The organism is Streptomyces sp. NPDC032091 (genome assembly GCF_055580265.1).
In genome coordinates, this window is record NZ_JBVILR010000018.1 from 1 (window position 1) to 24,226 (window position 24,226).

A 24,226-nucleotide genomic window follows, 5' to 3' on the forward strand; every position below is an offset into this window, starting at 1 on the left:
CTCTCCGACACCACCTTCCAGCACCTCTACCAGACCGGGGCCAACGGCGGCTGGTCGGCCTGGGAGAACTTCGGCGGCGGCGGACACGACCTCACGGCCGGCTACAACCAGGACGGCAGGCTGGAGGTGTTCGCCTCCAACTCCACCGGTGTGTTCCACCGTTGGCAGACCAGCCCGACCTCGTGGTCGGAATGGGCGGGCATGGGAGGGATCTCCAACGCCGAGCTGACCCACTCGCGGTCGGCCGACGGCCGCGTCGAGGTGTTCGCGATCAACGCCACCGCCGCGAGCCACGCCTGGCAGACCCGCCCGAACGCGCCGTACTCGGAGTGGGAGACCTTCGGCGGCGGCGGCACCGAGATCGCCGCGGGCAACGACGCCGACGGGCGCATCGAAGTCTTCGCGACCAGCAGCGCCGGTATCTACCACAAGTGGCAGACGGGCTTCGCCACTTGGTCGGCCTGGGCCTGGCTGAACAATTCCGGACCGGCGATCAACTAGGGCTTGTCCGCCGATCATGTTCGGAGCCGGATGGTGAGGGCTGCGGCAGTCGCGGTGCCGAGGCAGACATAACGGCGCTCGTCGTAGCCGGTGGCCACCGCCCGGTGCTGCTTCAGCCGGTTGATGGCCCGCTCGACCCCCTCCACCACACGCTGCCGGGCCTCTCAGCCCGGCGGCAGCACCGGTTCCCTCAGCAGTCCCGGTCGTAGGTGTGGAACCCCTGGCCCGTCTTGCGGCCCAGCAGCCCTGCCTGCACCATCCGCATCAGCAGCGGCGGCGGGGCGTAGAGGGGTTCCTTGAACTCGTCGTAGAGCGACTCCGCTATGGCGGCGACCGTGTCGAGGCCGATGAGGTCGGCCAGCTTCAGCGGGCCCATGGGGTGTGCGCAGCCGAGCTCCATGCCGGCGTCGACGTCGGCCGCGGTGGCGAAGCCGGACTCGGCCATCCGGATCGCCGACAGCAGGTAGGGGACGAGGAGGGCGTTGACGACGAAGCCGGCCCGGTCCTGCGAGCGGATCGCCGTCTTGCCCAACGCCTCACGGGCGAAGGCCTCCACCGTCTCCACGGTCTCCCGGGAGGTGTGCAGCGAGGAGACCACCTCCACCAGCGGCAGCACGGGCACCGGGTTGAAGAAGTGAAGGCCCACGACCCGGTCGGCTCGCCCGGTGGCCATGCCCAGGCGCATGACGGGCAGGGAGGAGGTGTTCGTCGCGAGGATCGCCTCGCGGTCTTCGACGATCTTGTCCAGGGCTGCGAACGTCTCCGTCTTCACCTCGGCGTTCTCGGTGACGGCCTCGATGACGAGCTGGCGGTCGGCGAGGTCGTCGAGGCTGCCGGTGAAGAGGAGGCGGGTGAGGGCGTCCTCGGCGGAGATGCGGTCGAGCTTGCCCCGCTGGACGGCACGCTCCAGGGAGACGGCGACGCGTTCCCGGGCCGCCCGGGCGGCGGTGTCGTCGGCCTCGCAGACGACGGTGTCGAGTCCGGCGCGGGCGCAGACTTCGGCGATTCCGGCGCCCATCTGCCCGCCTCCGACGATCCCGACCCTGCGGATACCGGCGCTCATGACCGCACCTCCGCACGGCGGACCAGATGACGGCTGTACGTGTCGGGGGTGAAGAAGGCCGGCAGGTCGCGCCCCAGGGCGACCCGCTCCAGTACGGCCCTGGCCTCCGGGACGAGTGCGTACGGTCGCTCTGCGGTGAGCGCGTTGCATTCCTCGTCGAGCACGGCGAGCAGATCGTCCCGGTCGATCCTTCGGTGGCGCAGCCACTGCCACAGCTGAACGCGGGCGATCTCGGCGGTGGCCGCGTCCTCCATCAGGCCGTACAGCGCGACCGCCCCCCGGCCGCGCAGCCAGGCCTCGAAGTAGCGGAGCGCGACGGCGACGTTGGCGCGCACCCCTTCCGCCGTGGGCCGGGCGCTGATGCGGCGGACGGAGAGCAGGTCGGCAGCTCGGACGTGGACGTCCTCGCGGGTCCGGTCGAGCTGGTGGGGCCTGCCGTCGAGCACGGCGTCGAAGACCTCGCGGCAGACGGGGACGAGCGCCGGGTGGGCGACCCAGGAGCCGTCGAAGCCGTCCTCGGCCTCGCGTTCCTTGTCCAGGCGGACCTTGGCCAGGGCCGCCGCGTTTGCGTCGGGGTCCTTGGCCGGTACGTGGGCGGCCATACCGCCGATGGCGTGGGCCCCGCGCTTGTGGCAGGTGCGGATGAGGAGTTCGGTGTAGGCGCGCATGAAGGGTGCGGTCATGGTGACCTGGGCGCGGTCGGGGAGCTGGAAGTCGGAGCGGTGGCCGAAGGTCTTGATGATGCTGAAGAGGTAGTCCCAGCGGCCGGCATTGAGGCCGGCACTGTGCTCGCGCAGGGCGTGGAGGATCTCCTCCGTCTCGAAGGCCGCGGTGATCGTCTCGATGAGGACGGTGGCGCGGATCGTGCCGCGCGGGATCCCGAGGAGTTCCTGGGCGAGGACGAAGACGTCGTTCCACAGGCGGGCCTCGCCCGCGTTCTCCAGCTTGGGGAGGTAGAAGTACGGGCCGTGCCCGGCGTCGATCTGGCGCTGGGCGCAGTGGAAGAAGTACAGGCCGAAGTCCACGAGCGAAGCGGGGACGGGCCGTCCGTCGATCTCCAGGTGCTCTTCGAGGAGGTGCCAGCCGCGAGGCCGGACGACGATGGTCGCCAGGTCCTCGCCGAGGCGGTACTCCTTGCCCTCGGGCGTGGTGAAGTCGATGCGGCGCTCGATCGCGTCGAGCAGGTTGAGCTGGCCGCCGATGACATTGCTCCAGGTGGGGGCGGTGGCGTCTTCGAAATCGGCCATCCACACCTGGGCGCCGGAGTTGAGCGCGTTGACCGTCATCCGGCGGTCCGGCGGGCCGGTGATCTCCACCCTGCGGTCCTCCAAGCCCGGGGCCGGTGGGGCCACGCGCCAGTCGGGGTCGGCCCGGACGGCGGCTGTGGCGATGGAGAAGTCCAGCGGGGCGCCCGAGACGAGGCGGTCCTTACGACGGAGCCGCTCCTTGAGGATGTCGGCGCGGCGGTGGTCGAAAGCCTTGTCGAGGCGGCCGATGAAGTCGAGCGCCTCCGGGGTGAGGATCTCGTCGTGGCGGTCACCGGGTGCCGCCAGGACCCGGACCTGGTGCGTGGTGGCGGTGATGGTCATGCGATCTCCCTGACGAGGCGACGAGGGTGGGGCGGGAGCCGGACGGAGACGGTCGTCCGGCTCCCGCGGAACACGGACCTCCGGCCTTGGGTGGGCCGACGGGGGCAGGACGCCCTAGTGGAACTGCTCCTCCTCCGTGGAGCCGGCGAGGGCGGTGGTGGAGGAGGCGGGGTTGACGGCGGTGGAGACCAGATCGAAGTAGCCGGTTCCGACCTCGCGCTGGTGCTTGACGGCGGTGAACCCGTGCTGCTGCGCGGCGAATTCGCGCTCCTGGAGGTCGACGTAGGCGGTCATGCCGTGCTCGGCGTAGCCGCGGGCGAGGTCGAACATGCCGTGGTTGAGGGAGTGGAAGCCGGCCAGGGTGATGAACTGGAACTTGTAGCCCATCGCGCCGAGTTCGCGCTGGAACTTTGCGATCTGGTCGTCGTCCAGCGCCGCCTTCCAGTTGAAGGACGGCGAGCAGTTGTAGGCCAGCATCTGATCCGGGTACTGCGCGTGGATCGCCTCGGCGAACTCTCGGGCCTGGGCGAGGTCCGGGGTGCCGGTCTCCACCCAGATGAGGTCCGCGTAGGGCGCGTAAGCGAGGCCGCGGGCGATGACGGGCGCCATGCCGTTCTGCACGCGGTAGAAGCCCTCCGCCGTGCGCTCACCCGTCGTGAACCGCGCGTCCCGCTCGTCGACGTCGCTGGTCAGCAGGTTCGCGGCGAGGGCGTCGGTGCGGGCGATGATCAGGGTCGGGGTGTCGGCGATGTCGGCGGCCAGGCGGGCCGCGTTCAGGGTGCGGATGTGCTGCGAGGTGGGGACGAGGACCTTGCCGCCGAGGTGGCCGCACTTCTTCTCGGAGGCCAGCTGGTCCTCGTAGTGGATGCCCGCGGCACCGGCCGCGATCATCGCCTTGGTCAGCTCGAAGGCGTTCAGCGGGCCACCGAAACCGGCCTCCGCGTCGGCGACGATCGGCGCCAGCCAGTCCGTCGTGTCCGAGCCGCCCTCGGCGGTGGCGATCTGGTCGGCGCGCAGCAGCGCGTTGTTGATCCGACGGACCACCTGCGGGACCGAGTTGACCGGGTAGAGGGACTGGTCGGGGTAGGTGTGCCCGGCCTGGTTGGCGTCAGCGGCCACCTGCCAGCCGGACAGGTAGATCGCCTGGAGGCCGGCACGGACCTGCTGGACGGCCTGGCCGCCGGTCAGCGCACCGAGGGCGTGGACGTAGTCGAGGTCGTGGAGCTGACGCCACAGGCGTTCGGCGCCGCGGCGGGCGAGGGTGTGCTCCTCGCGGACGCTGCCGGAGAGCCGGACGACGTCCTCGGCGGTGTAGGTCCGCTCGATGCCCGCCCAGCGCGGGTCGTCGGCCCACCGCTGCTTGAGCTGCTCGGACGCCGCCTTCGTCGTGTTGGTGTCTGCCATGACCGTCACCGTCTCCATGAGTCGCTTGGTCTGCCAACATCCCGCCCCTTGCGACGAGAGGGTTGGCACGATGTGCCGTGATCGTGAGTTGCGGCCGCCGGCCCCACTTGGCGAGGAGCTGAGCAATGCTGCAGGTCAGCCGGGTGGGGTGGCGGGATATCCGACGTCAGGGCGTGAGTCGGGCCCGGATTGCCCCTCCGGGCCACCGGGGTCGGCGGGCCGCAGGACAGACTCTGACAGCGGCACGCAGTGCCATCAATGACGTCCGTCTGCCAACTTCTGCGAATCTTCCGCGGCCCATTTGCCAAGCTTGCAAAGCTTGGCGGCAGCAGAATCGCGCGTACTCTGGAGCCCGTCCGAGGGGCGGAGGGGGACGGGTGAGCAAGATCTACGCAGGTGCCCGGCTGCGGCGGCTTCGCGAGGAGCGCCGGATGAACCAGGCCGGGCTGGCCAAGGTCCTGGGTATCTCGCCCAGCTACCTCAACCAGATGGAACACGATTCGCGCCCGCTCACCGTGCCGGTCCTGCTGCGGCTGACCGAGGCCTTCGGCGTGGACCCCGGATTCTTCTCCGAGCGCGACACCAGCCGCCTCGTCGCCGACCTGCGTGAGGCACTGGCGAGCGAGGTCGCCGAGGCCCGCGTCTCCCCCTCCGACCTGGCCGAACTGGCCTCCCGGATGCCCGCCGTCGCCTCCGTGCTGCTGGATCTGGGGAGGCGCAGCCAGCTCCTGGCGGAACGGCTGGCCGACACGGCGGACGGACGCGACGGCGGCCCGGCCGCGCCGCGCTCACCACACGAGGAAATCCGCGAGTTCTTCTACCGGCGCCAGAACTACCTCCACGACACCGACCTCGCCGCCGAGACCCTCGCCCAGGAGATCGGCATCCGCCCCGGAGAGGTCGTCCGGGTGCTCTCGAACCGGCTCGCCGAGCGCCACGGCATCCGCCTCTCGGCCGACTCCGACCGCCTCCACCATTTCGACGGGACGACCCGCGTCCTGCACCTGTCCAGCCGGCTCCGCCCGGGCCAACAGGCGTTCCGCATGGCCACCCAACTGGCCCTCCTCGAACACGGAGCCGAGCTCGACCGGCTGGCCGCCGAGGACTTCCCGTCCGGCTCCCCCGCCCACGGCCTGGCGCGGATCGGCATCGCGAACTACTTCGCCGCCGCGCTGATCCTCCCGTACGGCGCCTTCCACACGGCCGCCGAGGAGTTCCGCTACGACATCGAACGCCTCACCGACCACTTCGGCATCGGCTACGAGACCGTCTGCCACCGCCTCAGCACCCTGCAACGCCCCAGGCTGCGCGGGGTGCCGTTCTCCTTCGTCCGGGTCGACCGGGCCGGGAACATGTCCAAGAGGCAGTCGGCGACCGGGTTCCACTTCTCCCGCGCGGGCGGCACCTGCCCGCTGTGGAACGTCTACGAGGCCTTCGCCGCGCCCAGCCGGATCCACGTCCAGGTCGCCGCCATGCCCGACGGCCAGCGTTACCTGTGGACCGCCCGGGCCGTCACTCGGCACCGCGGCGGCTGGGGCGAACCCGGCAAGACCTTCGCGATCGGCCTCGGCTGCGAGATCCGCCACGCATCGCGGCTCGTCTACTCCGACGGCCTCGACCTCGACAACGCCTCAGCCGCCACACCCATCGGTATGGGGTGCCGGCTCTGCGAACGCCTCGACTGCCCCCAGCGGGCGGTCCCGCCGCTCGGCCGGACCCTGACCGTCGACGAGAACAGCAGCACGTTCATCCCCTACCCCGTCACCCGGGACCGGCCGTGAGGCTCTGCCTCACCCCAGCCGGCGTGCTTCCGCCTCGGTCACCGGGTCCCCCACCCGTACGCCATGCAGCACGTGAGCGAGCACCTCGGCGCCGCGGACCACGCGGGGGCCCGGCCGGTTGAAGTACGCAGGTCCGTCCAGGACCCACACCTCACCGGCCGCCACCGCGGGCAGTTCGTGCCAGCCTGGCAGCGAGGTGAGCAGGTCGATCTCCGTCATGGTGCGTTCGGGCGGGAAGCCGCACGGCAGTACGAGGATCACGTCCGGGCGTGCCTCACGCACCGCCTCCCACGTCATCGGCTCGGTGTGCTCACCGGGCTCGGCCAGCAGCGCTTCCCCACCGGCCGCGGCGACCTGCTCCGGCACCCAGTGGCCGGCGGGCCACAGCGGATCGAGCCACTCGATGGCCACCACCCGGGGCCGCGCCCGCCCCGCCGTGCGGCGCCGGACCTCGGCCAGGCGACCACGCAACTCCGTACGCCGCCGCTCCGCCACCTCCCCCGCCCCCAGCAGCTCGCCCACCGTGACCAGGCAGTCCAGTACGTCGTCCAGGGTCCGCGGCTCCAGGCTCAGCACCCGGGGTCCGGCGTCCATGACGCGCACCGCGCGGGAGACCGCCTCGTAGGACACCGCGCAGACCTGGCAGAGGTCCTGGGTGAGCAGGACGTCCGGTGCGAGCGCGGCGAGCGCCTCCGCGTCCAGGGTGTACAGCGAGGATCCGCTGTGTGCCGCGCCGCCCACCGCTGTGGAGATCTCCCGGCTGGTGAGCGCGTCCGCGTCGAATTCGGCCCGGGTCACGACGGGTACGGCGGCGACCGCTGCGGGCGGCCAGTCGCATTCGTGGGTGCGTCCGACCAGGTCGGAGGCGAGTCCGAGGTCCGCCACGATGTCGGTGGCCGCCGGGAGCAGCGAGACGATGCGCATGCTCCGACTGTAGACGCGCCGGTGACGGTCCGGACTTACCAGGACGTCCAACTATATGTTCCTGGCACAAGGTCCGCGGTGCAGGGAAGCCGGTGTGAATCCGGCACGGTCCCGCCACTGTGACCGGGGGGTGTGCTGCCATCCACACGCCACTGACGAGGTCGGTCGGGAAGGCGGGCGGCGCGCGGGGATCCGGGAGTCAGGATACCGGCCGCGGATTGTTCCCGCGTTTGTCCACGAGGATGGAGCAGACACGCCTGGCACCGGTTTGTACCCACGACCCTGGTGATCCGGCGGAGCGCACGCACACCACTTCCGTGCGCTCGTAGTTCCCACGGCTTCCGCAGCGGCACGCCCCCATCAGGGTGTAGTCCGCCGGTCCGCCGTGCCATCCCCGGATCCAACCTGCTGGCCGGGCGGGCCGACACCGAGGCCGCGATCGGCAACGCCGAGGAGGCGCAGGTCGATTGGGGGCAGGGGAACCCGCAGCGACGCGCCCGCGTCCTGCTGCGCTTCCTCCAGCTGGTCGAGGGCGAACGCGAGAGCCTGGCCAGGCTTCTGTCGTCCGAGCACGGCAAGACCGTCGCCGACGCCCACGGCGATCTCCAACGCGGCCTGGAGATGGCCGAGTTCGCCACCGGGATTCCGCACCTCCTCAAGGGCGAGTTCACCGACAACGCCGGTACCGGCATCGACGTGCACTCCCTGCGCAGCCCGCTCGGCGTGGTCGCCGGCATCGCGCCGTTCAACTTCCCCGCGATGATCCCGCTGTGGCAGGCCGCGCCCGCGCTGGCGTGCGGGAACGCGTTCATCCTCCAGCCCTCCGAGCACGATCCGGCGAAGGCCGCGCAGACGACGGCGGGGAAATCAAGGGACCCTCGCAGGTCGCCACGCCTCGGGGTCAGGGGCCCGCCACGGTCTTGGGGACGGGGGAGGACGTGGACGCGCTGCGCAGGTCCGCCGTCGTGACGCCCACCAGGGCCACGGCTCCGAGGCAGAGGAGGCCGCCGCTGACGAGGGCCACTGTCCCCGAGGCGGCGTCTGCCACGAGGCCGCCGCGCATGTTGCCGATGTCGGGCCCGGCCTGTCCCACGATCTGTTCGGTCGCGCTGACGCGGCCGAGCAGTTCCCGGGGCGTGTGCATCTGGACGACGGTGCTCCGCGAGACCACCGAGACCGTGTCGGCGGCGCCGGCCAGGACGAGGAAGGCCAGCCCGCCCCAGCGGTTCGTCGCGGTGCCGAAGAGCGCCAGCGCCGTTCCCCAGGTCGCGGAACCGGCGAGCATCACGAGGCCCGGCCGGGGGAACCGGGTGAAGGTCCCGGAGAAGACGGATGCCGCTACGCCGCCGACGGCGATCGCCGTGAGGAACAGTCCGAGCGTGCGCGGGTTACCTCCGAACCGTTCCGCGTTGATCAGAGGGAACAGCTGATGGGCATCGACAGCACGGTCGTGGCCAAGTCGGTGAGCAGGGCCCCGCGAATGACCGGGGTGCGGCCCAGGAAGGCCAGACCGTCCGCAACCCCACGCAAGCCGGGCCGGGCGGGCTCGTCACCTGGGGTCATCCGTGGCAGGCCGAATGCCCCGTAGAACGCGGCGACGAAGGTCAGGGCGTCGATCAGGTAGCAGGCGCCGACTCCCAGCTCTCCGACGATCAGTCCGCCGAGGGCGGGGCCGATCAGCATGGCACCCTGGAAAGAGATGCGCTTCAGCGCCAGCCCAGCCGCCAGCTGGTGTGGGGGAAGGAGCTGCGGGATGAAGGTGCGCGAGGCGGGCCCGGCGCCCGCGACGAAACACGACTGGAGTGCGACCAGCCCGAGGACTCCGGCGACGGGAACGTGTCCAAGGAAGCCCTGGAGCGCGAGGAGGAGCGAACACACGGCTTGTCCGCCGGTCGTGACCAGATAGAACTTGCGCCGGTCCACCCGGTCGACGAGGGATCCTGCGAACAGACCGAGCACGACGAGCGGAACCGCCTGGGACAGCCCGACGGCACCGGTCCAGGCGGGGCTCTTCGTCATCTGCCAGACCTGGAACATGACGGCGACGACCGTCATCTGACTGCCGATACCGGAGAAGGTCTGGCCGATCCACAACCGTCGGAACGGTGGGGACGACCGTAACGGAGCCACGTCGATCAGTGCGCCCGTCAGCCCCACGCCGGATCCTCCTTGAGCTTCTCGGCAATCCGGTCGTGGAAGCTCTTGCGCTCCAGGGCCCGCTCGATCTCGGTCACGACCTGGGAGAGCGGGGTGGGAATCTCGGCCTCCAGCTCGGCCAGGGCGACCTCGGTGGCCCGCCATTCCGCCACCAGGCGGTCGACGATACGACGGGCCTTGTCTGTGAGCTCCACCTTCCTGGTGCGCGCGTCGTCCCCCACGACGGTCCGGAACCAGCCGGCCGTGCGCATCGCGGCGATCTTCTGGCTGAGTGCCGAGTGCGTGAGCTGCACGGACTCGGCGAGTTCCGCGATGGTCATGGGCCCGGAGAAATGCAGTCGGAGCAACTGCATGACGAAACTGGGCTTGAGCCCTTCGATCCGCTGCTCGGAGTAGATCCGGGCGATGTCGGCGTCCATGGACGTCTGCAGCAGACGCAGGGGCCTCCAGAGGCTTTGCCGCGTCGGGTCGGGCGCAGGGGTGTCGGCCACGACATGCATCGTAAGAGCACTTATATAAGCCCTGTCGGTTCTCGCGGACTCCAGCCCCACCCGCGCCACCCCGGTGGGAGGCCGACCTGCGCCGATCGCATCACGGCGAGGCCGCCACCGCCCCCCTCCGTCCAGTCGGCCGCGACCTTCACCGCCAGCGCCTGCACCCTTTCGAGTGTCCAGCCGTCTTCCGACCGCTCCGACACACCCCGGGAAATGGAATAGATTTGATGAACGGCTCCCCAAGCGATGATTCCTTAGTCGAGCGGTTCCACTTTCTCGTCAACGCACCTGCCCTGTTCAACGGGTCACCACCGACCGCGGTGGAGTTGGGCATATTCAGCCGTCTGTCCGCTCGCCGTTCGACAACGTTCGACCAGATTCGCGAACACGTGTCCATCCCCCCACACCAACTGCGCGTGGTGCTCCAAGCCGTATGCACGACCGGGCTCCTCGTCCGCAAAAACGGTGTGTACGAAAATTCGACGATGCTGTCGATCTCTCCCTTCAGCCTGCCGAATCCATCCATCTCCGTTCCACGCGGCGGGATACGGATCCAGTCCCTGGAATCCGACCAAGAGTTGATCTTCGAGGTCTACTACCGCGGGGACCGGTACGGATCACCCTGGATCCGGCGGCTGATCGGAAGGGTCGGAGCGTTCATCGACCTGGTGGCGCGGGGCGAATTCGGAGCACCAGTGCCCCTTTAGGGCGTGCTCCCTCCCCGTGGCGGGCCGCAAGGGACGCCTGCTGGCGCGCCGCCCACGACGGCGTCCGCGGCCACAGCATCGACCTGTCACCACCAGGCCGCCATACCCGCCACCCGCCGGAGGGGCTGCGGTCAGCCGGGGCTACGGTCAGCCGCAGCCTCCGCAGCCTCCGCCACAGCCTGCACCGCAGCCGCCACCGCAGCCGCCACCGCCACCGCCACCGCCGCAGCCGGGGCCGCCGGCGGCGGTCGTGCCGGCGGCGCCTGTGGCCGTGGCCTTCGTCCGCTTGCTGGTGCGGGTGCTCCGCTTGCGCACCGCCTCCCGCTCCCGCCGGTGCGTCCCCTCGCGCTCCCACCAGCCCCTGGTGCTCTCCCGGTAGGAGACTCCGGCCGGGGTCCAGGCGCCGAGCCGGTGCCAACGGCGGGGCAGCAGCGTGACGGCCACGACCCGGGAGGACGGGGAGGTGCCGAACCCGTTGTCCACGACGTACTCCAGGATCACCTCGGTGCCTTCGCGGGGCACTCCGTAGAGCACCGCTTCGAAGGGCTCGGCGCGGGCGTCGATGTCGTGCAGCCCGCTCTGGGGCAGGGCCGCGGGGCCCTTGGCCAGCAGACGCATCCCGGCGTTGGCGTCCTGGCGGCCCACGCGGAAGCCGATCAGGGGCCGGGCCGTCGTCTCGTCGGCGTCGGGCAGCAGCCAGAAGTGACCGGACGGGGAGATCCGCACGCCGACGACCAGCGCGGGCTGGTCGTCGGCGTACAGCCGGCGCACGGCCAGGTCGGCGGTCCATCCCGCGCCCATGACGGTCGTGCCGAGCACGAACAGGACCAGGGCGACGTGCTGCTGGCCGACCGCGTCGTAGGGGATGCCCGCGGGGGCACCGAGGTCCCCGACGAGACCGTCCGCGAGGATGGCGACGGCGGCGAAGCAGGTCAAGGCCCCGCACACGATCCGGGCATTGCCGCGCCGGTCGTGTCCGGACGGAAGCCGTTCCGGCAGCGGGTAGCGGGCCGGGCCGACGGCGGCCAAGATCAGCCGCTCCTGCCGACGACGGGCCCACAGGCGCAGCAGCGCCCCGGCCAGCGCCCACAGGGAGAGCAGGAGCACCGGCACGGCGGCCGGCCCGTCCCACCCGACCGCCGACTCCACCACGAGCAAGGCGGCGGCCACCGCGGCCGCGGCCGGCAGAAAGCGGTACCAGAAGGGCAGCGCCGCCAGGAGGACCATCGCGGGATAGTCCCGCCACACCGTACCGGCCGGCTGGACCGCCCCCTCGTCGCGCAAGCCCAGCACGAACGAGACGATCACCAGGACACCGAGGAGCCAACTCCCCGCAGCTGGAGCGAAGATGAGAGACACGCGAGCCTTACGCCAGCGGTCGGCCCCCGCAACGCCCCACGTACGCACATCACTTGCCGGAGCCGTCCCGGCGGGAAGGTGCTTGACGTAGGCAATCACGGACCCAGTATGCGAGCCCGGCCCGCCCCGAGGAACCGGTTTGCCCCGCCCGCCCGTTGAGCGGGCACGAGGGGCGCGGGGCGTGGGCGCGGGTGTGCAGCGGCTACTGAGGTTTTCGGGTTGCCGTCGGGTGGTGACGGTTCATGATCCCTGCGGTATGCCGGTGAGGCGAGGTAGCCAGAGAGTGGGGGCCTGACTGCTGAACGCCGGGCGTTTCGTCAGGGGATCCGGCTGCATGCCGGGATGCGGTTCGCGGCGGGCGAGAAGACTGCGGTCATCGCGAAAGAGCTACGAGTCAGCGTCCGCTCAGTGGAACGCCGGCGTCGTGCCGGGCGCGAAGGCGGCACGGAGGGCTTGCGCTCGGCAGGTCCGGCGAACGCCCCGAATGTCACCGACGCCCAGTTCGCCGTAGTTGAGGAGGAACTCGGCAAGGGCCCCTCAACGCACGGCTTCGAAGACGAACGCTGGACCCCCGGGCCCGGGTCCAGACGGTGATCTGCCGGCGGCTGCCGGGGAGCCTGTCGCCGACGACGGTGTGGCGGCTGCTGAAACGCCACGGCTGGTCCTGGCAAGCACCCACCCGCAGAGCACTTGAACGCGACGATCGCGCGGGACCACACGTGGTGACAGCCTGCAACACGTGGGACTCGACCGTCGGGTGGAGGCTCGCGCACCGTCTCCGGCGACCTTCCCTGCGAAGTCAACACCGGAGGGTCGGGAGCGAGCACCGCACCCGACCCTCGCCCCACACAAACAACCAGGTCAACGCACTCTTCTCCTGGGCTTCAGGTGGGCCGGGGGGAGTTCCGGGGCCAGAATCGGAGGGCCTTCGCAGCTCTTTACCTCACCGAATGGGGACCCATTCACCGGTAGTTCCGTCGACCTGCTCGCCTTCGGCCCCCCAGGCCGCTCGGGCAAGACCCCCACTCCCCCGATTACCCCCGCGAGTCGGAGATGGCCGGGGCAGACACGCGGCCCACTGCCCATCTTCGTCAGCGCTCTGCAAAGACACATCTGCCAGCACGATGGAATCACAGTCCAGGCGCACCTCGTGGCACCCTCAAGCAACAAGGCTGCGGACCGAGCCGCGCCGAATGTCGGAGGTCAACGCTTCGTAGTCAGCACCAAGTCAGCACGGGAGTCAGCACCGTGGTGCCACGTTGCATCAAAGGCGGCCTTCTCGACGGGGGTTGGATCGCGGCCCGCGAAGGGCCTCCGAGGCTCGCTCGTCCTGCCGCATGGCTGAGACGCACACCCGCAGGGCGGGAAGTGTGGTTGTGGGCACCATGTGCCGTTGACCTGGGCGTTCCTATGGTGTGGCGCCACGGAAACGTCCCCGTCCCCCTCCGGAAGTGGTACTCATGGCCCTCTCTGCCACGCCGTCAGCCCACCCCGGGAGCATCAAGAGAGTCGTCGTGGCGAGTCTCGTCGGGAGCACCATCGAGTGGTATGACAACTCATCCGACCACGGCTATGACCTGCTAGTTCTTGCAGCTGACGCCCGCAAAACCAGCACGGAACCAGCACGGGATCCCGCCCGAACCTCGTGATGGCCTGCGGGCCGGCGAAACGGTCACTGGCGTAGTCACTCGGCGGACCGTATAGGGGTCAGGCCCAGTCGGTCAGGTCGTAGACGGCCTCGCAGAGGAGGTCGTGGGCGTCGTGGACCTGGTGAGCGGCCAGGGTCGTGGGTTCCTCCGGGTGCAGGAGGGCAATGAGCTTGGCCGAGGCCCACCACTGGACCGGTCGCAGAGTTCCGTCATCGGACAGGGGTAGATCGACGCCGATGGTGCGGCCCTCATGGTCGAGGTAGACACGGACGACGCCGGGGCGGTGGTGGTCGAAGCCCGTCAGGACGTAGAGCTCGGGAGCCGCGGAGGGCGTCGCGCCGTGCCAGAGGGGGTCGCCGACGAGGTCGGCGATGAGGTAGTCAATGCCGTCGTCCAGGGTGACCTCGGCTGCCTCGGGAACGACCGAGCCGGCCAGCTCGGCCACGTCGACGTACGGAGTCCCCTGCCGCTCGACGGCCATGGAAACCGTACCCGCGGCCAGACCGCCGGCCGTATGGCGCAGAGCGCCGACGTACCACCAGCTGCCGCGCTCCCGGCCGTAGCTGGTCGGCAGGTCCACGAGGACGTTCTGTCCGGCGGTGTCGGCGAGACGGACGCGAATGCGTTCCCCGTCTGGCCTCGTCAACGCATGGATGCGCCAGTCGGTGGCCGGGAGGGGCACACCGATGAACCGGCGCAGTACCAGAAGGGCTTCGGTGAAGTGGTCGTCCATGGGCGTGCTCTCCCCGTCCTCGTCCAGCCGCCGGTGCTGGGGGTCACAGGTCGTTGACCCAGTCGGGGCAGAGGGTCTGGCCCACGCAGTACGCGGTCATGGTGCCGAGCGGGCGTCCGTCAGGGGTCCTCTCGCCTCCGGGCCCCCGATCGCCGCGCTCGGCGACGCTGACCGTGTTCATGCGTACCTGGCCACTGTCGGTGGCGATGACGCCCCAGTACTCCGCCCGCGTGCCGGAAACCTTGTCGGCCCTCCCGTGGCAGGGGGCGTCGATCGCCTTCTCACTGCGCATGTTGTGCTTGGACGAGGCATGCTGCCAACCGAAAGCGGCCGTGCCGTGGCGGGTCGGGATGTCGTGGCCGTCCCAGTCACGCACGGACCAGTTGACCTTGTGCCAGGGCTGCTGTGGGTCGAGCACTGCCCCAACTGCCGACGCCAGAGGGTCGGAGAGCATCGGGACGCCGGCCGCCTGAGCAGACTGCTCACCGAAACGTTTGACGTACTCCTCGTTGGAATAGATGTACAGCTCATCCGAGGCATCGCGTCCGGCAGCCCACACCGTGCCCGGCATGACAGGCAGAACGGACAGACATGTCGTCATAAGCACGGGCAGACCACGCCGCATCAGGTTCTCAAGCACACCACAGGTTGTACCCGCCCGGATGGTCGTCACCGGAGGATTCTGGTACTCGCCTCACCCATACGGCTGCGCTGTCGTGTTGGCAGACGTGGAGAAGGGCCTCTCGTCGAGGGGGCCCGGTGGGTGAATCGCCACGTTACTGAGAGTGGTCGATGACGTTGCCGTGGGCGCAGTTGTCCTGGTGGTCTCCGACCCAGTCGCCGAGGACGGGGACTACGGCGACCTCCTGGAGGCACACCGCAGCGGTCGTGAGGATCCAATCGTTCGCGGCGTTGATCGCGCCGTCGAACTCGGAGCCGGTGTCCGCGTAGGCCAGGGCGGCGAGGGCGATGGCAGCGATGGTGATGATCTTCTTCAGTGCCTGTCAACGAGGGTCCAGCCCGGCTGCGGTACGTGCCTGCCGAACCTTCGTCGTCACTTCACTTCGACTGTGACCTTCCACAGCATGATCACCGAGGGACACAGCCGGCCCGTGTCGGGGCGGCAGCGTCGTTGCGCGGTGATGGGCGCGGTGCCGTCGAGTTCCGCGTGCAAGACGGCCGAGACCGACCGTTGTGCGAGTTCGTGAGCGTCATGGGGGCGGCCAGCTGGGCGGCTGGCGCCGCGTGCGTGGTGGCGGGGAGGGCGAGGCGAAGGGTAGGAATGCCAGGGCCAGGGCGGCGGCCCGCGGGCCGGGCCGGCGGCAGCCACCACTTCGCCGCTGCGGCAAACGTCGGCCACGGCCATGTCGCGTGAGCGGTCGGTCGGGGACGACGGCGCGCAGACATCCTCCCCGGTGATCATTTCCACCACCCGTACCACGGTTTTCGACGTCGACGGCACCCTCTGCTTCGACGGGCGGTCCATCGACCGCCGCATAGTCGAGGCCATTGATGGCCTCGAACGGGCCGGACACCACCTGGTCTTCGCATCTGCCCGCCCGGTGCGCGACCTCCTGCCCGTCCTCGGCGGGGCTTTCCCCTCCGCGACGCTGATCGCGGGGGAACGGCAGCCTCGTCTCCGTCGGCGGCCAGGTCCGCGCGCGGGCCGTGTTCGACACCGGCGTGCTCGGTGAACTGCTGGTGGAGGCCGAACGGTACCGAGCCGGCTTTCTCGCCGACGGCCCGTGGGACTACGCCTACACCGGACCGGCCGATCACCCCATACTCGGCCGCGTCGACCAGGCCGGCCTCGCCGGGAAGGTCCAACTTGCCGAGCTGTCCGAAGTGGTCAAGTTCCTCGTCGTCGGCGCGACGGACATGCCGGCCCTCGCCGACGCCGGACGCTCACTCGGGATGACCGTCAACCACCACCTCGACGAGGCGATCAGCGACCGACCTGGGGATCGACGAGTACAACGCCTTCGGCAACGACATCAACGACCTGGACATGCTGCGCAACGCGAGGCACGCGGTGCGCGTCGGAACCCACCCGGGCCTGGACGGGGTCGCACACGTGACGGTCTCCGCGGACGCGGAAGCCGTCGCCGCCGAGATCTCCCGCCTGGCGGCGACCGTGCCCGTGGCCTGACCCGCGCGGCCGGCCCCTGTCAGGTTGGGCCGCGTGGTCAGGGGCCCTCCCTTTCGCTCCGGTCGATCGCCACCCACTTCGGGACCGCTCCGGCGCGCCGGCCTGCTGGAGGGCCAGCGCATGGCGCAGCGCCTCCTCGTGCACGTGATCGCCACGCAGGGAAGGTACGGTCCGAGCTCGCGACCTCGCGCGATCCCTTCTTCCTCGTCATCGACGACGTGCACGAGCTGACCTCCGTCGCGGCGATCGAGCAGCTCGCGGACCTTCTGACGAGCCTCCCGCCGGGCGTTCACGCGATCGTGGCCACCCGCCGCGACCTGCCGCTGCGCCTGCACAAGCTGCGGCTGGCCGGTGAGCTGTCGGAGATCCGTGCCGCGCAGCTGCGTTTCACGGAGGAGGAGACCCGCGCACTGTTGACCGCCGCCGGTATCGCGTTGCCCGACCGGCTGGCCGACACGCTGCACCAGCGGGCCGAGGGCTGGGCGGCCAGGTTGCGGCTCGCGGTCCTTTCACTCGCCGGGCACCCGGACCCCGAGCGGTTCGTCGTGCAGTTCTCCGGCAGTGAACGCACGGTCGCCGAGTACCTGATGGCCGAGATGCTGGAGCGGCAGCCGGCGGGGGTACAGCGGCTGCTCCTGCGCACCTCCCTGCTGGACCGCGTGAACGGAGAACTGGCCGACCTCCTCACCGGCGCCACCGGGTCGGAGCGGATCCTGCTGGACCTGGAGGACGCCAACGCCTTCGTGGTATCGCTCGATCCCGGACGCACCTGGTTCCGCTACCACCGCCTGTTCGGCGATCTGCTCCGGCTGGAACTGCGCCGCACCGCACCCGAGGACGTGGCGGACCTGCACCGGATGGCCGGGCACTGGTTCGCCGAGCACGCCCATGCCGCCGACGCCGTCAGGCACCTGCAGGCCGCGGGCGAGTGGTCCGAGGCGGCCCGCCTGCTCGCCGATCACGCCGTCAGCCTCACCCTGGACGGTCAGGCGGGAACGGTGGTGGCGTTGCTGCGCTCCTTCCCCAGCGGAGCCGGCGCGGAGTTCCCGGAACTGGCCCTGGTGTACGCGGTCGCCGACCTGGACCGGGGCCACCTCGAAGAGGCCGGGGCCCATCTGGAGATCGCCCGGTCCTACGCCGCAGCAGCGCCCGAGCGGCGGTCCCTGCTGCGCACGGCCGTCGCGTCCCTGGATCTGCTGCTGGCCCGGCTCCGCGGACACTTCGACGCCGTTTTCGAACTGACGGAAACGCTGCCGTCGCCGGCTGTCGGCCGATCCCACGCGGAGGTCGCGCTCGCCGGCGATCTGCGGGCACTCGCGCTGCTGAACCTGGGCGTGGCCGAGGCGTGGTCAATGCGGCCGGCCGACAGCGAACGCCACCTCCTGGAGGGCGCCGCGCTCGCCCGCAGCATCTCCCGGCCCTACCTCGAAGTCGCCTGCCTCGCCCATCTGGGATTCGCCTCGGGGCTCCGTTCCTTCGAGCTGGTTCGTGAACGCTGTGAGGAGGCCGTGGCCCTGGCCGCCCGGTACGGCTGGGACGCCGAGCCGGTGATCGCTCCCGCGCAGGCCACGCTCGCCGCAGCCCTGATCTGCGCGGGTGACTTCAATCGCGGGAAGGCGTGGCTGGATCGGGCGCGCGCCGCCACCGCGTCCGAGGGGGAACCGGGCGTCCGGCTGCTGGTGCGTCTGGTCTCCGCGATGCTTCCTGCCGCGCAAGGCCAGTACGACCGGGCTCTGGCCGAGCTGGAGGCCGCCGAGCAGGTCCAGGCGCACATGGTGGGCCGGCACGGCCTGACACCCCAGGTGACGGGCTGGAGGGTGGCCATGCAGGCCCGCCTGGGGCTCCTCGACCGGGCCCGCACGGCCCTGGCCTCGCTCGACGACCGGGAGAGCGCCGCCGGCGAGATCCGTAACGCCACCGTGGTCGTCCGCCTCGCCGAGCGGGACCCGGCCGGCGCCCGTGGCGAGCTCCGGACCGTCCTCGACGGCACCGCGCCGGTCACCTCCCGCCTCACCTCGGTCGAGGCGCACCTCCTGGAGGCGCTCGCCTTCCACGACCTGGGGGACTCGCGAGCCATGTACGCGGCCGTCGAGCGGGCACTGGACCTGGCCGAGCCGGACCGGCTGGTCCTGCCGTTCGCGATGACCGGCGCGTGGGAGCTCCTGGAGGAGCTGCCCCGGGCGAAGACCTCGCACGCCACGCTGGTCTCCGATGTCCTCGACGCCGTCCACGGCAGTACCACGGCACGCACCGGCCGATCGCGTCCCCCTCTGTTCGAAGAGCTCAGCCCCAGTGAACTGCGCGTACTGCGCTACCTGCCGACGAACCTCACCCGGCCCGAGATCGCCGCCGAGCTGTCCGTATCCCTCAACACCGTCAGCACCCACATCCGCCGTATCTACGCCAAGCTGGGCGCCGGCGACCGATCCTCGGCCGTACGGGTGGCCCGCGAATTGGGGCTCCTGTCGAGCGGCCGCCAGTAGCCCCCCGAGGACCACCGGATTCCGGTGATGCCCTCTCACCCGGCCGGTGACGACGATGGACGCATGGGTGATGACCCCGTCCTGTACGAAATCCGGGTGAACGGCCACCTCGGTCCCACCCTGCTGACAGCGTTCCCGGCGTTCGCGTACGAGACGGTGTCCGGTCAGCAGGGTGCCCAGACCGTGCTCACCGGGCCGCTGCCGGACACCGCGGCGCTCTACGGCGTCCTCTTCCAGCTGGAGGCCCTCGGCCTCGAACTCGTCGCCTTCCACAGGATCTCGCCCTGCCCCCAGGAGGAACCGTCCGGCAGCCCGGGACCGGGGCCGCGCCCGTCGCGGACGCCTCGGTCATCCCCGAGGTCTCCTCCTCCACCACCGACATCACCGTGATCACGCCGGCCGAACGGTCCACCAGCAGGTCTACTCCCCCAGAACCACCCCCGAGCACCAAAGGCAGGCCCACCATGTCCGCGCCCACCACCCCCGCCATCGGCATCATCCTCGGCAGCACCCGACCCAACCGCGTCGGCGATCAAGTAGCCAAGTGGGTCCTCGACCATGCCGCGCGCCGGACCGACGCCCGCTTCGAACTGCTCGACCTGCGCGACCACCCCCTCCCCCACCTCGACGAGCCGATGCCCCCGTCGTTCGGCCAGTACCAGAACAAGCACACCCGCAGCTGGGCCGAGACCATCGCCGCGTACGACGGGTTCGTGATCGTCACCCCCGAGTACAACCACGGCATTCCCGGTGTCCTGAAGAACGCCCTGGACTACCTGTACGCCGAGTGGAACAACAAGGCCCTCGGCCTGGTCTCCTACGGCGCCACCGGCGGCGTACGTTCCGCCGAACACCTGCGCCTCGTCGCCGCCGAACTCCAGATGGCCGACGTACGCCAGCAGGTCACGCTCTCCCTCATCACCGAGTTCGAGAACTTCACCGTCTTCAAGCCCGGCGACTACAACCTCCGCGCACTGGACACCATGCTCGACCAGGTCATCGCCTGGACCGCAGCACTCGCATCCCTCAGGACCGCCCCGGCCGCCGTCACGGCCTGACCCGGTGAGTTCCGCGAGCCCGGCGATGCGCCCCGGCTGCGTCGCTCGATGGTGGCATGCCCGTCGTGTGCTCAGCCGAGGGCGCGGTCCAGGTTGAAGGCGGCACTGATCAGGGCGAGGTGGGTGAACGCCTGCGGGAAGTTGCCGAGTTGTTCTCCGCTCCGGCCGATCTCCTCGGCGTAGAGACCGAGGTGGTTGGCGTAGGTGAGCATCTTCTCGAAGGCCAGCCGGGCTTCCTCCAGGCGTCCGGCCCGGGTGAGGGCCTCGACGTACCAGAAGGAGCAGATCGAGAACGTGCCCTCGGAACCGGCCAGGCCGTCCGGGCTGGCCTGCGGGTCGTAGCGGTAGACCAGCGAGTCGGAGACCAGTTCCTCCGTCAGCGCGTCGAGGGTGGAGAGCCACTTGGGGTCGGTGGGCGCGATGAACTTGGCCATCGGCATCATCAGCACGGAGGCGTCGAGGACGTCGCTGCCCAGCCCCTGGACGAACGCTCCGCGCTTCGCCGACCAGCCCTGGCTCATGATCTGCCGGTAGAACTCCCCCCTCGAAGCCGGCGGTGCCGGCGGACCGGGCGTCCCGCGCCCGCGACGGTCTCGCGATCCAGGTCGGCGAACGCCTCGATGAGCCGGTCCGCCACGTGTGCGAGGGCGGCGGCGACCTCGGGGCCCTCCGACATGCCGGACAGCCTCCTGCGCGGGAGCGGGGTTGGCCCTTCCGCTCGGGCCCAGGCTGTCGCTGCACGGAAGCCGATCTTCCGCAAGAAGAACGTCTTTTCCGAGCGGACGTCTCCGACGTCGTCGATAGTCGCGCAGCGGCATGCGCGCTTCGCCGATCGAGACGGCCCCCGCCCGCGGGGCGGGTGTGATCCCACTCCCGCCTCACGCTCACGAGTAGTGCCTCGGTTCGCCAGGGCGCTCGAAGTAGAAGCCCCGCGGCCCCTCAGGTGCCGGGGAACCGTCACACAGGCAGGACCGGCCCCCGCCTTCCACCAGAGCGCTACCGTCGAGGACGGGTTTGCCGTCGAAGCGCCGCCCGACCGAGCCGAACAGGTGCGTACCTCGGCCAAGCCGCATCAGCCCGGCGACCACGCGCCACGGCGGAACGGGCAGTCCGCCCGACACGAGAGGAACAAGGAGGAACAGGTTCCTCTTCTCCCGTGCGCTCGGGCCGGTCCACAGCGCGACGATCACTGCCGCGTCCTGCGGCTCGGGAACACAACCGCGGACGTAGTACGGCCTGGCAATGGGAGTGTCCGTGTAGTGCCAGAGCGCTGCGGAGACTGCGCTCTGTGCGCGGGTGAGGCAGTCCTCGGAACAGCTCAGTTGACCCATGACGGACATTTCTGCATCCCCCGGCAGTAGGCCGTGATGACTCCGACCTTCCCCTTCGCGCCGGGTGCTTCGTACCTGCCGTCGTCCGTGGTCTTGGCGTAGCGGACCTTGACCACGAAGTCGACCTGGCGCCCGTTCTTGATGGCCGATCCCCAGTATTCGAGGTTGCGCTGCTGGTCGGACAGTTTGTCGGGCTTGCCGTTGAGGGCGGCGTTGATCAGCCTGCAGCTCGTGATGCCGTGCGGCCGGGAGAAGTGCTGCCACCCGAGCTCGGAGTTCCCCGTCCGCGTGGGGATGCGACGGCTGTCCCGATCCGTCTGCACACGCCTCTCCGTCGTGTCCCAGGACTCCGGCGGGGCGCCGGCCGGAGCGGCTCCCAGCAGCGCTGCGATCATCCGCCAAGGATCCCGGCCTCCTCGCCGATGCGTACACGGGCCGTAAGTACATTCACCCGAATGCTTCGGCCGCACCCGGCGAGCCGCCGGACTCCGCTCCTGGAGTCCGCAGCCCACTCCTCACCAATCCCGCGCCGAATCGGCTTCACCAGCGCCCTGGCGGCGCAGCTCGCCGTGGAGGCCCCGGTCCTCCCGGCCGGCCAGTCGCATGGCCGCCGGCACCAGCACCGCGCGGACCAGCGTCGCGTCCAGGACCACGGTCACTGCCAGGCCGGTACCCAGGAGCTTCAGGGAAGTGACACGAGACATCGGCAGCGCGGTCATCGTCACCGCCACCACCGCGGACGAGGCGCTGATGAGTCGTCCGGTGCGGGCCATGCCGTGGACGATCGAGGCTCGGCCGTCTCCTGTCGCCCTGTACCGCTCCTTGACGCGGGCCAGCAGGAACACCTCGTAGTCCACCGACAGGCCCAGGGCGATGCAGACCATCAGGAGACGGTGAAGCCCCCGATTCCCCCGTGCCCTTCCTGGAAGACGGGGACCAGGCAACCGGTACCGGCGCTCAGGCTGAGGTTGGCGAGGGCGACCGTTTTGAAGGACACGAACAGACCGCCGGTGAAGCACAGGACCACGAGCAGCGCGCTGGCCCCTGCCAGGAGCGCGGCGAGAGGGACACGTCGAGCCGGTTCCCGTATCAGCGGTCCGGGCGGTGGTCTCCCCGATCATCCGCGGCAAGAAGGCCGGTACGACGCGCGCCTTCGTCAACAGGGCCTCTGGTGCGGGTGGTTGCATGCTCGTGGCAGACGTACGTTCAAGAGCAGCACGCCCTCACCGGCGAACCGGTGGTGGGTCGGCCGCGGCGGGGCGATCCGGTGGCCGGCGCGGTAGGACCCGGTGAAGGTGTCGACGCCGGCGACGGCGTCGACGGATGACAGTCGACGGGCGTAGCGGTCCACGTTCGCCGCCACGCTCGGTGTCCGGGGGGCGGCCGCGGTAGTTTCTCGACCCCCTGCCGGAGCGCTGGCGCCATGCCGACACGGTCGGAAGGCCTCCCCCCGACACAACCGTCAATGGCGATCATGCGATGAGGCACGGACGCGATCCGCGCCGAATGCCGGAGTTCAACGCTGCGTAGTCAGTACCAAGTCAGCACGGGAGTCAGCACCGCAGTGGTAAACCGCATCAAAGGAGGCGGCCTTGGCGGGGGTGGATTTCGGGACCGGTGAACCCCCTCACAGGCGCGCTCGGCGGGTGGCATGGCTGGGAAGCACACCCATCGGGCGGGAAGTGTGGTGACGGGCCACCATGTGCCGTTGACCTGGACAATTCCTATGGTGTGGCGACACGGAAACGTCCCCGTCCCCCTCCGGAAGTGGTACTCATGGCCGCCTCTGCCACACCGTCAGCCCGCCCCGGGAACATCAGAAGAGTCGTCGCCGCCAGTCTCGTCGGGACCACCATCGAGTGGTACGACAACTCATCCGGCCAGGGCTATGACCTGCGCGTTTCCCCTCGCTGAGACGCGGAAGTCAGCACCGAACCAGCACCGCAGATTCTCGTGCTGGTTCAAGAACGATGGCGCCCTGGTGCAACCCGGCTTCAGACCAGCCATCCCAAGGCAAGGAGAGTCACTCACCGTAGTGCCCCTCGGCTGGTTCCGACCGATGGACACTCTTCCGCTGCTTGCCGAAGGCTGCATGTCCGGGCGAGTGGGTCACGGGTTCGGCCCGTAGCGGCATCCGTCGAGGAGACGGCCGCCACGGGCAACCCGGCCAGATTCGAGGCCAGCTCCGCTCGCGAACTGCGGACCTCAAGGATCCGGTCGTCCTGGATCTTCAGACAGGACGGCTCGGCTCAGTGGTCGATGCCGTGTCCGGCAGCGGATCCGGCGGATCGATCCGGTGCAGCAGACCCAACAAAATCCGTGTGGGTAGACCCAGGGCAGGGACAGGCCGCGAGGGAACGGCAATGGCGCCGAACCACCCTCGCAGGGCAAGCGCGAGCAGACACAGACCCGGCATGCTGTAGCCGCCCCAGAACACCCACATCACGAAATCGGTGGCGCGGCCCCCGCGAGACACGGTGAAGTGAACGCCACAGGCCAGCGTTGCATGGAGATCGACCTGATCTTCAACGCGCTGGCCGACGCCCTGCCCGACCTCCGTCTCGTCGGCGACGGCCCGCGCCGGCTGCGCGCGGCCTGGCTCAACGGCATCAAGGAGCTCCGGGTCAACGCCGGTTGACCCGTGACCCAGGACGGCAGGGGCCGTAACCTCCCACGCCCCGGCCCCTGCCGTCCGCCGTCCGGCCGGCTCCCCGAGTGGCGGTATGACCGGCGGGCGCCGATCATGGCAGAACGCGGCGATCCACCGCAGGGGGGGGGGGGGGGGGGGGGGGCCGGCGCCCCCCCCCCCCCCCCCCTTTTTTTTTTCTCCCCCCCCCCCCCCCC

General features: G+C 70.2%; 19 protein-coding genes, 6 pseudogenes and 1 riboswitch. Of the genes and pseudogenes, 11 read left to right on the plus strand and 14 right to left on the minus strand.

From position 1 onward, the window contains the following. Positions 1–501: DUF8189 domain-containing protein (locus ACZ5NJ_RS26065; RefSeq protein WP_468767655.1), on the plus strand; the 501-nt coding region annotated here is incomplete at its 5' end. 14 nt (positions 502–515) lie between these two features. Here ACZ5NJ_RS26065 and ACZ5NJ_RS26070 read toward each other — a convergent pair. The 4 genes and pseudogenes from ACZ5NJ_RS26070 to aceA all read right to left on the minus strand — a co-directional run. Further along, positions 516–638: pseudogene (locus ACZ5NJ_RS26070) on the minus strand (IS5/IS1182 family transposase); the annotation flags it as partial. 53 nt (positions 639–691) lie between these two features. Further along, positions 692–1,564, minus strand: a complete 873-nt coding sequence (locus ACZ5NJ_RS26075; RefSeq protein WP_468767656.1) for a 3-hydroxybutyryl-CoA dehydrogenase — start codon at positions 1,562–1,564, stop codon at positions 692–694. After that, complete coding sequence (gene aceB, locus ACZ5NJ_RS26080) at positions 1,561–3,153, minus strand: malate synthase A (protein ID WP_468767658.1); 1,593 nt, start codon at positions 3,151–3,153, stop codon at positions 1,561–1,563. Before aceB ends, ACZ5NJ_RS26075 begins: the two co-directional genes overlap by 4 nt. 114 nt (positions 3,154–3,267) lie before the next feature. Further along, positions 3,268–4,557: an isocitrate lyase gene (gene aceA, locus ACZ5NJ_RS26085; RefSeq protein WP_468767660.1), complete on the minus strand. Its 1,290-nt coding sequence runs from the start codon at positions 4,555–4,557 to the stop codon at positions 3,268–3,270. Positions 4,558–4,934: 377 nt separating this feature from the next. Here aceA and ACZ5NJ_RS26090 point away from each other — a divergent pair, with 377 nt between their 5' ends. Beyond that, positions 4,935–6,338, plus strand: coding sequence for a short-chain fatty acyl-CoA regulator family protein (locus ACZ5NJ_RS26090; protein ID WP_468767661.1), 1,404 nt, complete (start codon positions 4,935–4,937; stop codon positions 6,336–6,338). A gap of 9 nt (positions 6,339–6,347) precedes the next feature. Here ACZ5NJ_RS26090 and ACZ5NJ_RS26095 read toward each other — a convergent pair whose 3' ends face one another. Next, positions 6,348–7,262 carry an ABC transporter substrate-binding protein gene (locus tag ACZ5NJ_RS26095; RefSeq protein ID WP_468767663.1) on the minus strand — a complete coding sequence of 305 codons (915 nt, stop codon included), beginning with the start codon at positions 7,260–7,262 and terminating at the stop codon, positions 6,348–6,350. Positions 7,263–7,321: 59 nt separating this feature from the next. Beyond that, positions 7,322–7,492: riboswitch (cobalamin riboswitch) on the plus strand. Positions 7,493–7,652: 160 nt separating this feature from the next. Between ACZ5NJ_RS26095 and ACZ5NJ_RS26100 the strand changes: the two are divergent. After that, positions 7,653–8,102 (plus strand): annotated as a pseudogene (locus tag ACZ5NJ_RS26100) (aldehyde dehydrogenase family protein); the annotation flags it as partial. Positions 8,103–8,163: 61 nt separating this feature from the next. Here ACZ5NJ_RS26100 and ACZ5NJ_RS26105 read toward each other — a convergent pair. After that, a pseudogene (locus ACZ5NJ_RS26105) lies at positions 8,164–9,419 on the minus strand (MFS transporter). After that, positions 9,410–9,910: a MarR family winged helix-turn-helix transcriptional regulator gene (locus ACZ5NJ_RS26110; protein WP_468767665.1), complete on the minus strand. Its 501-nt coding sequence runs from the start codon at positions 9,908–9,910 to the stop codon at positions 9,410–9,412. The pseudogene ACZ5NJ_RS26105 and the gene ACZ5NJ_RS26110 overlap by 10 nt, the downstream one beginning before the upstream one ends. Positions 9,911–10,140: 230 nt before the next feature. On the opposite strand from ACZ5NJ_RS26110, the gene ACZ5NJ_RS26115 reads away from it, so the two are divergent. Next, complete coding sequence (locus tag ACZ5NJ_RS26115; protein WP_468767668.1) at positions 10,141–10,620, plus strand: hypothetical protein; 480 nt, start codon at positions 10,141–10,143, stop codon at positions 10,618–10,620. 147 nt (positions 10,621–10,767) lie between these two features. Here ACZ5NJ_RS26115 and ACZ5NJ_RS26120 read toward each other — a convergent pair whose 3' ends face one another. Further along, positions 10,768–11,979, minus strand: coding sequence for a hypothetical protein (locus ACZ5NJ_RS26120; RefSeq protein ID WP_468767670.1), 1,212 nt, complete (start codon positions 11,977–11,979; stop codon positions 10,768–10,770). Positions 11,980–12,270: 291 nt separating this feature from the next. On the opposite strand from ACZ5NJ_RS26120, the pseudogene ACZ5NJ_RS26125 reads away from it, so the two are divergent. Next, positions 12,271–12,689 (plus strand): annotated as a pseudogene (locus ACZ5NJ_RS26125) (helix-turn-helix domain-containing protein); the annotation flags it as partial. Between the two features lie 997 nt (positions 12,690–13,686). Here the strand turns inward: ACZ5NJ_RS26125 and ACZ5NJ_RS26130 are convergent. Together ACZ5NJ_RS26130 and ACZ5NJ_RS26135 are read right to left on the minus strand one after the other, a co-directional pair. Continuing rightward, positions 13,687–14,361 carry a hypothetical protein gene (locus tag ACZ5NJ_RS26130; protein ID WP_468767672.1) on the minus strand — a complete coding sequence of 225 codons (675 nt, stop codon included), beginning with the start codon at positions 14,359–14,361 and terminating at the stop codon, positions 13,687–13,689. 43 nt (positions 14,362–14,404) lie between these two features. Further along, positions 14,405–15,001: a hypothetical protein gene (locus ACZ5NJ_RS26135; RefSeq protein WP_468767673.1), complete on the minus strand. Its 597-nt coding sequence runs from the start codon at positions 14,999–15,001 to the stop codon at positions 14,405–14,407. Between the two features lie 724 nt (positions 15,002–15,725). Between ACZ5NJ_RS26135 and ACZ5NJ_RS26140 the strand changes: the two genes are divergently transcribed. From ACZ5NJ_RS26140 to ACZ5NJ_RS26160, 5 genes are all read left to right on the plus strand, one after another. Beyond that, positions 15,726–16,055 (plus strand): HAD hydrolase family protein, encoded by a 330-nt coding sequence (locus ACZ5NJ_RS26140; RefSeq protein WP_468767675.1) that lies wholly within the window; start codon positions 15,726–15,728, stop codon positions 16,053–16,055. A 314-nt stretch (positions 16,056–16,369) separates the two neighbouring features. Then, a complete protein-coding gene (locus tag ACZ5NJ_RS26145) occupies positions 16,370–16,510 on the plus strand; it encodes a hypothetical protein (RefSeq protein WP_468767676.1) in 141 nt (46 codons plus the stop codon). A gap of 218 nt (positions 16,511–16,728) precedes the next feature. Then, positions 16,729–18,993 carry a winged helix-turn-helix domain-containing protein gene (locus ACZ5NJ_RS26150; RefSeq protein ID WP_468767678.1) on the plus strand — a complete coding sequence of 755 codons (2,265 nt, stop codon included), beginning with the start codon at positions 16,729–16,731 and terminating at the stop codon, positions 18,991–18,993. Positions 18,994–19,056: 63 nt separating this feature from the next. Beyond that, on the plus strand, positions 19,057–19,383 hold the full coding sequence (locus ACZ5NJ_RS26155; protein ID WP_468767679.1) for a hypothetical protein: 327 nt from the start codon (positions 19,057–19,059) through the stop codon (positions 19,381–19,383). 74 nt (positions 19,384–19,457) lie between these two features. After that, positions 19,458–20,051 carry an NADPH-dependent FMN reductase gene (locus tag ACZ5NJ_RS26160; protein WP_468767680.1) on the plus strand — a complete coding sequence of 198 codons (594 nt, stop codon included), beginning with the start codon at positions 19,458–19,460 and terminating at the stop codon, positions 20,049–20,051. A gap of 71 nt (positions 20,052–20,122) precedes the next feature. On the opposite strand, the pseudogene ACZ5NJ_RS26165 reads toward ACZ5NJ_RS26160, so the two are convergent. The 4 genes and pseudogenes from ACZ5NJ_RS26165 to ACZ5NJ_RS26180 form a co-directional block, all read right to left on the minus strand. After that, positions 20,123–20,596: pseudogene (locus ACZ5NJ_RS26165) on the minus strand (glycoside hydrolase family 15 protein); the annotation flags it as partial. Between the two features lie 339 nt (positions 20,597–20,935). Then, the gene (locus ACZ5NJ_RS26170; RefSeq protein WP_468767682.1) at positions 20,936–21,241 is read right to left on the minus strand and encodes a hypothetical protein; all 306 of its coding nucleotides are present in this window, start codon (positions 21,239–21,241) and stop codon (positions 20,936–20,938) included. A gap of 128 nt (positions 21,242–21,369) precedes the next feature. Beyond that, on the minus strand, positions 21,370–21,777 hold the full coding sequence (locus tag ACZ5NJ_RS26175; protein WP_468767683.1) for a hypothetical protein: 408 nt from the start codon (positions 21,775–21,777) through the stop codon (positions 21,370–21,372). A gap of 120 nt (positions 21,778–21,897) precedes the next feature. Next, complete coding sequence (locus ACZ5NJ_RS26180; RefSeq protein WP_468767684.1) at positions 21,898–22,266, minus strand: MMPL family transporter; 369 nt, start codon at positions 22,264–22,266, stop codon at positions 21,898–21,900. 1,622 nt (positions 22,267–23,888) lie between these two features. Between ACZ5NJ_RS26180 and ACZ5NJ_RS26185 the strand changes: the two are divergent. After that, a pseudogene (locus ACZ5NJ_RS26185) lies at positions 23,889–24,020 on the plus strand (steroid C27-monooxygenase); the annotation flags it as partial. Between the last annotated feature and the right edge of the window lie 206 nt (positions 24,021–24,226).